This is a genomic window from Xanthomonas indica (genome assembly GCF_040529045.1).
Taxonomy (GTDB): Bacteria; Pseudomonadota; Gammaproteobacteria; order Xanthomonadales; family Xanthomonadaceae; genus Xanthomonas_A; species Xanthomonas_A indica.
The window spans coordinates 573767-585473 of sequence record NZ_CP131914.1; the positions used below are offsets into that span (position 1 = coordinate 573767).

At 73.1% G+C, this 11707-nt stretch carries 6 protein-coding genes; 1 reads left to right on the plus strand and 5 read right to left on the minus strand.

Annotated features, from left to right (window positions below):
- Nucleotides 1-104: 104 nt before the first annotated feature.
- A complete protein-coding gene (locus Q7W82_RS02460) occupies nucleotides 105-671 on the minus strand; it encodes a TetR/AcrR family transcriptional regulator (protein ID WP_242161509.1) in 567 nt (188 codons plus the stop codon).
- Between the two features lie 85 nt (nucleotides 672-756).
- On the opposite strand from Q7W82_RS02460, the gene Q7W82_RS02465 reads away from it, so the two are divergent.
- Nucleotides 757-1500 (plus strand): SDR family oxidoreductase, encoded by a 744-nt coding sequence (locus Q7W82_RS02465; RefSeq protein WP_242161493.1) that lies wholly within the window; start codon nucleotides 757-759, stop codon nucleotides 1498-1500.
- Between the two features lie 53 nt (nucleotides 1501-1553).
- Here Q7W82_RS02465 and Q7W82_RS02470 read toward each other — a convergent pair whose 3' ends face one another.
- From Q7W82_RS02470 to recC, 4 genes are read right to left on the minus strand one after another with little or no spacing between them, the layout of a single operon-like run.
- Entirely contained in the window at nucleotides 1554-2351 is a 798-nt protein-coding gene (locus tag Q7W82_RS02470) for a hypothetical protein (RefSeq protein WP_242161494.1), read from the minus strand.
- A gap of 50 nt (nucleotides 2352-2401) precedes the next feature.
- Entirely contained in the window at nucleotides 2402-4375 is a 1974-nt protein-coding gene (recD, locus tag Q7W82_RS02475; RefSeq protein ID WP_242161496.1) for an exodeoxyribonuclease V subunit alpha, read from the minus strand.
- Nucleotides 4372-8223: an exodeoxyribonuclease V subunit beta gene (gene recB, locus Q7W82_RS02480; protein ID WP_242161498.1), complete on the minus strand. Its 3852-nt coding sequence runs from the start codon at nucleotides 8221-8223 to the stop codon at nucleotides 4372-4374. The genes recD and recB overlap by 4 nt, the downstream gene beginning before the upstream one ends.
- On the minus strand, nucleotides 8220-11627 hold the full coding sequence (gene recC, locus Q7W82_RS02485) for an exodeoxyribonuclease V subunit gamma (protein WP_242161500.1): 3408 nt from the start codon (nucleotides 11625-11627) through the stop codon (nucleotides 8220-8222). The genes recB and recC overlap by 4 nt, the downstream gene beginning before the upstream one ends.
- Nucleotides 11628-11707: the final 80 nt, after the last annotated feature.

The window sequence follows — 11707 nt, forward strand, 5'->3', positions numbered from 1 at the left end:
GCGCGAATGCGGATATCTGAAGTTCTCGTCGGTTTTCGGATCGGCCTCACGCATCACACCGGCAGCACCGCTGAGGCCCTTCCCGCGCGCCGCGCGTCCACCGGTTAGGCGCGCGGCGCGGGCGCCGCAATGCCGTCGACGAACAACCCGATCAGGTGCGCAATCCGCGTTTTCGGCGAGCCGAGCTGCTCGGTGGCCAGTGAGGTCGCGGTGGCGACGACGACCAGATCGTCGAAGGAGACGTCGCGCCGGACGGCGCCGCTCTTCTGCGCGCGCCGCAATAGTTGCTGTCCTTCCTTGCTGACGGCTTCGCAGCCCGGCGTGCCGCTCTGCAGCACCGCGCCGAGCGAGGCGGCCAGCCCGCGGTAGACGCTGGTGTGCAGCGCCAGGTCCTCGAGATACGCGCGCAGTGCGGCCAACGCATCGAGCGTGCTGGCGCGCGCGTGGCTGGCCGCGGCCAGCGACAGGAAGCGGCCGCTGTAGGCCGCAGCGAACAAGGACTCGCGCGTGGGGAAGCGCCGATAGAGCGTGCCGATGCCCACGCCGGCGCGCTTGGCGACGTCTTCCATCGACGCCTCGGCACCGCGCTCCAGGAACACCTCCTCTGCCGCCGCGAGCAAGCGCTCGCGGTTTCGCTGGGCATCGGCGCGCAGGGGGGTGTCGGCGGTCAACGGGGTGTTCCGAGGTGGCTTGTGGAAACGGAGGCTACCTCCGTATATTAAGTGGAGCAATCCTCCACTTATCAAGGGCAGCGAGATGGACAAGCGATTCGAGGGCAAGGTGGTCGCAATCACCGGCGGCACCGACGGCATCGGCCTGGTGACGGCGAGGGCGTTTGCGCGGGAAGGCGCGCAGGTCTACATCACGGGGCGACGGCAGGACCGGCTGGACGCGGCCGTGGCGGAGATCGGCGGCGGCGCGGTGGGCGTGCAGGGCGACGTCGGCGTTCCCGAGGACATGGATCGGCTCTATGCGCGCATCCAGCAGGACCATGGCCGGCTGGATGTGGTGTTCGCCAACGCGGGCGTTTCCGAGTCGGCGGCGCTGGGCGAGATCGACGTCGCGCACCTGGAGCGCCTGCTGGCAACCAACATCAAGGGCACGGTCTTCACCGTGCAGAAGGCGCTGCCGCTGATGGCGACCGGCGGCGCGGTGATCCTGGCCGGCTCGGTGGCCGGCAGCAAGGGGATCGGCGCGCTCTCGGTGTACAGCGCCACGAAGGCGGCCATCCGCTCCTTCGCGCGCACCTGGACGACCGACCTGAAAAGCCGCGGCATCAGGGTGAACGTGGTGTCGCCCGGCATGGTCCACACGCCGGCCATGCAGACCTATCTGGAAGCCAATGCGGATGCCGAGGCGGCGTTCAAGCAGATGATCCCGTTCGGGCGGCTGGGCGATGCGGAGGAAATCGCGGAGGCGGTGCTGTTCCTGGCCTCGGACGCGTCCGGCTTCATCGCGGGACAGGAACTGTTCGTCGATGGCGGGGTCATGGCCATCTAGCCTGCCTGGGAGCCCGTGGCGGCCAGCACGATCCGGCCGCCTGGTGGATGCCGCTATGGTTCACGAAACGCGGCCCGCCACTGCGGAAACACGGGCCGGTAGTCCACCGCCCATTTCCTGCCGCCAAGTGCGATCGCGCCCTTCTTCTTGCGACGTGCAAGGAAGGCGATCAGTGCCGGCTCTTGCGTGCCCGGCAGGAAGATCGAATAGTCATCGCCACGCTTCAGCGTGGTGGGATCCTCCAGGCCCGGCCAACTGGCCGGCCAGACGATGGAGGCATCGGGGGCATAGCTGTAGTCCCAGAACATGACCTCCAATCGATCGGGAATCCACTTGGTGGCGCTCGCCACGTGGAAGTCGGCGAGATACCGATGCAGGCCGGCGATGTTGGCCGGCAACACGTCGGGCTGCTTCTCGCCTGCGCGGCGCAAGGCGACGCCCGCGGTGGCATGGCCAAGGCCGTGCACCTCGGTCATGAGCTTGCGTCCATCCACATCCAGGAACAGATACGACGTGGGTCGATCTGTCCAATTGGGTCGCAAGTCGATCTTCTTCGGAACCGGTTCCGAGATGAAGCCACGCAGCGTGGCCTCGACGTCGGCCAACTGCGCCGGGCTCAAACGTGCGGTCATGTGGGTGTACGCGCCCGCGTTGGTCTTCTCGACGAAGATGACGCGGCCATCGTCGTAGAGCGCGAACCACGGTGTGTCCGCGCCAATGACCATCGCCCACGGATCGGTGATGAGCAGGACGGCGACCGGACGGGCACTGGCGGGTGCCTGGGTCGCCTCGCCGGCAACGCCAGCGAATGACGCAAGCAAGGCGACGAGCGCGAAGACGATCCTGAGCATGCGGGCTGGACACGAGAAGGTGGTCGGATCATCGCATGGCGCACCGATGGCTAGAACAGCGATCCCTGTATCGGCGCTGCGGCCGGCGCGGCCGCTTCCGACGACGCCGCGATGCGCTCTCCACCCAACCGCCACGCCAACCCCGAGATCCGCGCCGCATGCCGGGCCAGCGCGGCGCGCAGCACCGGTTCGCTGGCGGCGATGTGCAGCGCGCGGCGGGCGCGGGTGATGCCGGTGTAGACCAGTTCGCGGCTGAGCACGCGGGCGTCGCGGGCCGGCAATTGCAGCCACACCTCATCGAACTCGCTGCCCTGGGCCTTGTGCACGGTCATGGCGAAGGCGCTCTCGTGCGCGGGTAGCGCGGCCGGGTGGAAGCCGCGGACCTGGCCGTCGCCGGCGCCGTCGAACCAGGCGACCAGAGTGCCCTGCGCGTCGCGCAAGCAAATGCCGACGTCGCCGTTGAACAGGCCGTGGCGGTAGCTGTTCTCGGTGATCAGCAGCAGGCGGCCGTGGAACCAGGGCGAGGCGGCGCCGAGGCGGCGTGCGCCGCTGGCGGTCTCGGCCAGCAGTTGTTCGATGCGCGCGTTGAGTCCGCGCGCGCCCTGCGGGCCGGCGCGCACGGCGGTGAGCAGGCGCAGGCGCGCAGCGGCGCGCAGGGCTTGCGCCGGATCGTCGGTGGCGCCGAGGGCGCGCCAGTGCGCGAGCAGGGCGTCGCCGCCGGCGGCGAGCGCGTCGTCGACGCCGTCGTGGAAGTGCACGCCGGCGAGTTGGCTGTCGCGCAGCAGGCGCAGGGCGCCGTCGGCATCGCCGCTGCGCACCGCGTCGGCCAGCGGCGCCAGGGCGAAGTCCTGGGCCTGGCGATAGCCGCGCAGCAGGTGCACGCGGTGCCCGGCCAGGCCGCCTTGGTCGCGGGCGACCGGGCCGTGGCCGAGCAGCGGCTGCAGCGCCTGCGCGTCGTCGGCCTGCAGCGCGTCGCCGGGGCCGGCGGCCTGCAGGATCGCGGCGAGCACGTCGCCGGCTTCCACCGAGGGCAACTGGTCGGCGTCGCCGAGCAGGATCAGTTGCGCGCCGTCGGCCACGGCTTCGACCAGCTTGCACATCAGCGGCAGGTCGACCATGGAGGCTTCGTCGATCACGATCAGGTCGAACGGCAGCGGGTTGTCGGCGTCGTGGCGGAAGCGCGGCAGGTCGGGGATGACGCCGAGCAGGCGATGCAGGGTGCTGGCGCCGGCCGGCAGGGCCTCGGCCAGGGCCGGGTCGATGCCGTCGGCGAGGGCGCGCGCCACTGCGGCGCGCAGGCTCTCGGCCATGCGCTCGGCGGCGCGGCCGGTGGGCGCGGCCAGGGCGATGCGCGGCGGCGGCAGGCCGGCGGTGCGGGCCTGGGCAATGCGCAGCAGCAACAGGCGGGCGATGGTGGTGGTCTTGCCGGTGCCGGGGCCGCCGGTCACAAGCAGCAGGGCGCGGCGCAGGGCGAGCGCGGCAGCTTGGGCCTGGCGGTCTGATGGATCGTTGGCGGTCGTGCCCTCACCCGCCCCGCGGGCACCCTCTCCCGGGGGGAGAGGAAAGAGCTGGGCGAAAAGGGGTGCGAGGGCGGCGAGGTCACTGTGCGGCAGCGGCTGCGCGGCGAGGCGGCGCAGGCCCATGGCCAGGCGTCGCTCGTACTCGCGGTAGCGGCGCAGGTAGAGCAGACCGTGTTCGAGTACGAGTGGGCAGTCGGGGCTGGCGGGGTCTTCGGCAGCGGGTTGTGCGACCCAGCGCGAAGCGGCCAGGGCGCGGGTCCAGTCGTCCGCGGTGGGCAGCGCCGGCGGGGCGGCATCGCGGCTGTCGAGCAGGAGGCTGGCGCGCGCCGGGTCGAGGCCGGCGTGGCCGCTGGCCACCGCCAGCGAGGCCAGGGCGGCGCCGGCCAGGACCAGGTCGGGCGTGTCCGGGTCGAGGCGGGCCAGGCTGTGCGCGAAGGCATGGTCCAGCGTGCGCAGGGTGCCGGTGCGGTAGAGGGTAGCCAGGAGGTTGGTGGGTTGGCTCACGGGGTGGGGGCTCCGTGGGCGGACGCACCCTCACCCCAACCCCTCTCCCGAGGGGAGAGGGGCTCAGCCGGGGCGCCGGCGAAGAGGGCGTCGACGCCTTCGATCAGGTGCGGGTCGAAGCGCCAGGCGTGCACGCCCGGCGATGGGTCGCGGGCGGCGTCGAGGCCGCGGCAGAACAGGTAGCGCACGCCGCCGAAGTCGCGGGCGTAGTCGTAGCCCTCGCCCAGGCGAAAGCGCAGCCAGCGGTGCAGGGCCACGGTGTAGATCAGCGCCTGCAGGGTGTACTCGCTGTGCGCCATCGCCCGCGCCAAGGCGTCGGGGCCGTAGGCCGGCAGGCGGTTGGACTTGTAGTCGAGCACGTACCAGCGGCCGTCGTGGTGGTAGGTGAGGTCGATCAGGCCGGTCATCAGCCCCTCCAGGCGCTGCCGCGCGCCGAACGCCTGGCGCTCGCCGGCCACGCCGAAGCGGTGCAGCAGCGCCAGCAGTGCGTCGACGCGGGTCGGGCGCATCGCGAAGTGAAATTCCATTTCGTTGCGCCGCTGCTCCTCCGGCACCGCGGCCAGGCAGGTGCCTTCCGGCAGCGCCACGGTGAGGGTATGGCCGACCAGGGCGGTGAGCATGGCGGTGCCGTCTTCCAGTTCGTCCTCGGCGTAGCCGCCGCGCTGCAGCGCTTCGACGATGGCGGTGACCTGCCCGGCCGGCGCCGGCTGGCCCGGCCGCCAGTCGCGCCAGGCGGCGAAGTCGCAGCGCTCGAATACGTCGTGCATGGCCACGCCGAAACGGTTGCCGACGAAGCGGCGGTCGACCATGTCCACCTCCACCGCGGCGCTGACCGGCTCGCTGGCGGCGGGTTCGTCGCTGCCGCCGCTGCTGGGCACCGTGGCGCTGGCCATCGGGTCGCTGCCGGCATCGGCATTGGCCAGTTGGGTGAAGCTGTACACCCACCACTCCGGCAGCACCCGCCGCTGCGGCACGCGCGCTGGCGGTACCGGCGGCGCCGGCTCGGGGGGCAGCCGCGGCAACTGCGCCGGCGGCGGGGTGCTGTCGAGGGCGATGGCGCCGGGCGCGGCGGCGGCCTGCAGGGCGTCGAGATCGCGCAGCATCGGCGCCAGCGCGGTGCGCTCGTGCTGCGGGAAGGCGCCGGTGGCGATCCACAGCGCATGTTCGGCGCGGGTCAGGCCGACGTAGAGCAGGCGCGCGTCCTCGGCGCGCTGTTCCTGTTTCCACGCGGCTTCGGCCGTCTCCCAGGCCGGATCGGATGCGCCGCCGCTGCGGCCGGTGTTCCATTGCAACTGGCGCCCGCCCTGAGGTGCCGGCACCACGCAGTGCCGCCCGGGGCTGCGCTCGCTGCGACCGATGCCGGCGTACGGCAGGAACACCAGCGGATACTCCAGGCCCTTGCTCTTGTGCAGGGTGACGATCTGCACGCGGCGCGCATCCGACTCCAGCCGCAGCTGCTGCGCTTCGTCGCTGTCGTCGGCATTGGCGATGCGCCGCGCCAGCCAGTCGACCAGGCCGTGCGGGCCGAGCGCGCGGGTGTCGGCTTCCTGCAGCAGTTCGGCCAGCTGCAGGTAGTTGGTGAGGCGGCGCTCGCCGTCGACCAGCGCCAGCAGGCGCTGCCCGTGCGCGGCGCCGAGGTCGCCGATCAGCGCCAGCGGGCCGCCGCGCTGCCAGCGCTCGCGCCAGTCCAGCGCCTGTTGCTGCCAGCGGCGATGACGCTCGCCGTCGTGGTCGAGTGCGGCGATGGCCGCGGCGTCCTCGCCGATCAGCACAGTGGCCAGTGCGGCGCGCAGGCGGCCGTCGTCGCCGGGGTCGAGCAGCGCCTGCAGCAGCGCCAGCAGTTCCAGCGCCTCGTCGGTGGCGAACAGGCTGCGGCGGCCGGCGGCGACTGCGGGGATGCCGGCGGCGGCCAGCGCCTGCTGGATGCGCGTGGCCTCGCCGTGGCTGCGCACCAGCACGGCGATGTCGCCGGCCTGCACAGGGCGGCCGAGCAACGTGGCGTTGCCGTCGCGCGCATCGGCCAGCCAGCCGCGGATCGCCGCGACGCAGGCGGCGGTGCACAGCTCGCGGGCGCGGCCGGCGCTCCAGGGCTTGGGTTTTCCGGGTGCCTTGGCGGTGGCCGGCGGCGGTGGCGGTTCCGGCGCGCGCCACACGGTCAGCGCCGGGGCCGGTGTGCCGTTGCGCTGCAGGTCGGCATCGACGCGCTTGCTGCCCGGCTGCACCGGGTGGAAGGCGATGCCGTCGGTGAGGAAGGCCTCGGCGTAGCCGGCTTGCGCGTACAGCGCGTCGATCGCCGCCAGCAGCGCGGGGCGCGAGCGGAAGTTGTGCGCCAGCGGCGGCGCGCGTTCGGCGTCCGCGGCGGCCGCCAGGTAGGTGCGCACGTCGCCGCCGCGGAAGCCGTAGATGGCCTGCTTGGGGTCGCCGATCAGGGCGAGCAGCGGCGGCGTGTCGTCGGGTGCTAGCAGCGATGCGATCGCCGTATCGTCTTGCGCCGCAGAGGAGCCTGCCGTCTCTGGAGCGAACACCTTGCGGAAGATCGTCCACTGGCGATCGTCGGTGTCCTGGAATTCGTCCACCAGGGCCACCGCGTACTGCGCGCGCAGCCGCTGCGCCAGAGCGGCGCCGTGCGGGCCTTCCAGCGCGCGCGCCACGCCCTCGACCAGGTCGTCGTAGGTCTGCACGCGGCGCTGGCGCTTGAGATAGGCCAGCCGCTCCGCCGCGTCGGCGCGCAGCGCGTGCAATAGGCAGATGCGGCGTTGCGTGCGCCACTGCGCCAGTTGCGCCAATGCGGCCAGGTAGCCGTCGATGGCGTGGCTCAGCGGCGAGGCCGGGGTGCGCTCGGCGTGCTTCTTGTTGGTGCCGGCGGCCAGTTCAGTGGCGGTGAGCTTGACCAGCTTCGGGTGCGGCGGCGCGTCCGCCGCCGGCGCCGCGGCGAAGGCGTCCAGCCAGTGCCACAGCGCGGTCAGCCAGTCGGGCTTGTAGCTGACCTTGCTCAGCACGCCGGCCTCCATCGCCGCGGCGATCGCCTCGAAACAGGCGGTGCCGTGGGTGCGGAACGCTTCGGCCAGCGCCACGCCGGCACGCTGCGCGGCCTGTTGCAGCACGTCGCCGTCTTCGGCGGCGAAGACCGGCGCGGCCGGCAGCAGGGTCGGATGCCGCACCAGTTCGCGCAGATCGATGGCCATGCCGTCCGGCCCGCCCGGCCACAGCGCCACCAGGTCCTCGGCCATCGCCGGATCGGCGGCGCGTTGCCGCCACAGGTCGGCAGCGACGTCGTGCAGCAGTTCGCGGTCGTCGGTGAGCAGTTGCGGCGCGGCGAAGGCCTGGCCGCTTTCCAGCGCATGCTCGCGCAGTACGCGCGCGCAGAAGCCGTGGATGGTGAAGATGGCGGCGAGGTCGATGTCCTCGGCGGCCTGCTGCAGGCGGCGGCGCAGGGCGGTGGGGGTTTCGCTGCCGGTGGCCAGGTGCGCGGTGAGGATGTCGCGGGTGAGGACGACGTCGGGTGGGTCGTGTTGCGGGGTTGGGCGCGATGGGTCGGTCGCGTGGTCGGTCGCGGCTGATCCCGAAAAGGGGACAAGAGCCGCTCCTACGAGGCTTCCATCGGCGTCCGGCACCAGCGTCGCCGCCAGCGCCAGGCGCTCGCGGATGCGCCGGCGCAGTTCCTGGGTGGCGGCCTCGGTGAAGGTGACGGCGAGGAGTTGGCCCAGGCGCAGGCCGCGTTCGACCACCAGGCGGGTGAACAGGGTGGCCAGGGTGAAGGTCTTGCCGGTGCCGGCGCTGGCCTCGATCAGGCGCACGCCGTGCAGCGGCAACTGCAGGTAGGGGTCGCGGTCGGGCGCGGCGCTCATTCGGCGTCCTCCTGGGTACCGCGCCAGCGCTGCCAGCTTTCGCTCAGCCGGTCGGGATCGAGCGCGGGGCCGGCGTCCCCCTGTTCGAGCAGGCCGAACACGCGCTGGCTGGTGGCGGCGAAGTCGGCGAAGCGCTGCGCGTCGGCGAACGGGTCGCGGCCGCGGCCGACCAGGCGCAGTTCCGGGCTGTCGGCCTCGCTCCAGCCGAAGCTGGCCTGCCACTGCGCGGCGGCGTCCTTGATCGCCTTGTCGAGATCGCCGGCGCGCGCGGCCTGGTAGTACTTCCAGCTGCTGTACGGCGCGAACGCCAGCGGCGCCTGCCGCCCATGCCGGTACAGCTGCAGCAGCGCGCCCAGCGCCTGCTGCGCCTGGATGGCGGGCAGCGGTTCGCGGTCCATCGGATGCGGGCCGAGGCTGTCGTCATGGTCGAAGAAGCGCACGTAGGGGACGCGTTCGCCGGCGGCGCGCAGCAGCAGCCATTCCAGGCCGTGGCGGATCGCGCTGCGCCCGCTCAAGGCGCCCACCTGCACCCGCGCCACGCCGGGCGCGTACCAGCCCGGCAGGCGGCCGTGCAGCGCGGTGCCGTCGAGGTCCACCTGCAGCCGCGGCGCCAGCGGCGGATCGTCGTTGCCGCGCCACAGCCGGAACGCCTCGGCGTACGGGCGCAGTTGGCGTACGCGCTCGTCGAGCTGGCGCCGGCCCAGCGGCCCGGACGGCAGCAGCGCGCGGGCACGCAGGCGTTCGTACAGCGCCTCGGTGTCCTCGCGCAGCACCGCTTCGAACACCTGCTGCTGCAGGCCGTACTGATCGAGTCCGCGGCTGGGCGCCAGCAGCGGCTCCAGGTCGCTGTCGGCCTGCGCCGGATCGGGCAGGCGCAGGCCCAGGCGCTGGCGCAGGAACTGCCCGGCCGGATCGACCAGCAGCCGGCGCAGGTCGTCGATGGACAGCTGCGCCGGCAGCGCCTCGTCGGCGGCGGCCGGCAGCGCGTCGATCCATGGCGCCAGCGGCTGGCGCTGGCCGACCAGGCTGTCCACCGCCGGCCGCCATTGCCGGCGGTAGCTGAAACGGCGCGGGTCGGCATCCTCGGCACCGGGGGCGCCGAACGCGGCGGCGGCGAACGGCTGCAACGGATGCCGCACCACCAGCGCCGCGGCCGCGGCCGGGTCGGCGTGGTACTGGGCAGCGCAGGCCAGCAGTTCGCCGACCAGCGGCGAGGGTTCGCGCACGCTGCCGTCGCGCGCGTCGGCGCCCAGGTAGCTCAGGTAGAACACCTCCTGCGCCGAGGCGAACAGCTGCAGGAACAGGAAGCGGTCGTCCTCGCGGGTGGAACGATCGCCGTGGCGGCGGCGCGTGGTGCCCAGTTCGGCGGTGAGGCGGTTGAGCCCGGCGGCCGGATCACGGCGCGGGAAATCGCCGTCGTTCATGCCCAGCAGGCAGATGACCCGGAACGGCAGCAGCCGCATCGGCACCATGCGGCCGAAGCTGATGCCGCCGGTGAGCAGCGGCGCGCGCGTGTCCGATTCGCCCAGCACCGCGGCGAAGTGCGCGCGCACCACCTCGGCCGGTACCGCCTCGGCATAGTCGGCGCGGGCGGCGTCGCGCGCGAACTGATCGATCAGCGCGCGCAGGCGCTCCAGCGCGCGCTGCTGGCGCGGTGCCGACGGGTTCTGCGGCAGCAGCGCCTCGAGCAGGCCCAGCAGCACTTCGCGCCACTGCGCCGGCGGCATCGGCTCGGCCAGCGCGGCCTGGTGGCGATCGAGCACACGCAGCAGGCGCAGCAACGTGTCCAGCGCCGCCAGCGCGCTGCCTTCCAGCTGCGGCCACGGCGCCACGCCGTCGATGTCGTCCTCGGCGCCGCTGGCGTGGCCGAGCAGCAGCCGGTCCAGGGCGAAGCGCCAGGTGTAGGCGTCGTCGGCCGGCGCCTGGTGGCGTTGCCGGTGCGCCGCGTCCAGGCCCCAGCGCGCGCCGGCGGCGTGCAGCCAGCTGCGCAGGCGTTCCAGCCCGGCCTCGTCGAGACCGGCGGCCTCGGCGATCGGCGCGCTGGCGAGCAGGTCCAGGATCTCGTGCAGGCCGAAGCGCGCGATCGGCAGGCCCAGCAGCGCCAGGAACACCTCGGCCAGCGGCTCGCTGGCCAGCGGGCTGGCGTCGGCCAGCGCGTACGGCAAGGCGTCGTCGCCGGCATGGCCGCCGAACACCGCGTCCAGGTACGGCACGTAGGGATCGATGTCCGGCGACAGCACCGCAATCTCGCGCGGCTGCAGCGGCGGCTCGAAGCGCGGATCGTCCAGCAGCGCGCGCAGTTGATCGTGCAGCACCTGCAGCTCGCGCAGGCGGGTGTGGCAGGCGTGCACCTGCAGGCTCGGATCGTGCGGATCCACCGCGGCCAGCGGCGCAGGCTGCGCCGGCGCGCGGCGATGGAACAGGTCGCTCTGCATGCGCCGCAGCAGGGTGTCGCCGAGGCCGCCATCGGCCAGCGCGCGCCGGCCCGACTCGAGCGGATCGGCGTAGACCGCGATCTCGGCCAGCGGATGCACCACCTCGTAGTCGCCGATCAGTGCCATGAAGTCGCGCCCGGCCGCGCCCCAGGCCTGCAGCAGCGGGTTCTCCTGCACGTGCTCGGCGAACAGGTCCACCGCCCCGCCCTCGCGGCAGCGCTGCCACAGCGTCTGCAGATCGCCCCAGTAGCCCTGCGCCGGGGTCGGCAGGTAGAAGTGCAGCGTGCCGGCGCGCGCCTGCGTGGCGAGCACGCGCAGCACATCCGGGGAAATGTTGAGCACGGCGAAGGCGAACAGGCGCCGCGGCAGGCCCTGCGGCAATGGGCCATCGGGACGCGCGTAGCGGTCCAGGTACTGGCCGATGCGCCGCGCGCGGTAGGCGCGGCCGCTGGCGATGCGCCGCCACAACCGCGCCTGCGGATCGTCCGGGTCGGCGCCGCCTTCCCAGCGCAGCAGCCAGTCGCGGCGCCAGGCCTGGTACTTCTCGAACACGTTGCTCAGCTCGCCGGCCAGGCTCCACGGCTTGAGCGCATCGCCATCGGCCAGATAGCCGGCCAGCGGCGCCAGCGCCGCGTCGCTGCCCAGGTCGCCCTGCAGGGCGGCGTACAGGCGCCAGTGCATGGTCGCCATGTCCAGGTCGTCGGCCGCCGCGCCGAGATTGCGCTCCAGCGCGCGCGCGACAAATTCGCCGGGGGTGAGGAATTCCAGGTTTGCCGCCACCCCGTGCACCGCGGCCAGGGTCGACTGCAGCCAGCGCCGCATCGCCACCTGCGGGATCAGCACCACCTCCGGCGCCAGCAAGGGCTGCTCCGGCGGCGGCCGGCGCAGTTCTTCGGCGAGCAGGGCGGCCAGGGTATCCAGCGCGTTGGACGGATACAGCCGGAAATCGGGCGCGGATGGGGCAGGCATGTGCCGGGCATTGTGCCGGATGCGCGCATGCGGCGCTTTTGCGCGGGGTGCATCGCGGGTCGCTTCGCGCCGGACCCTCA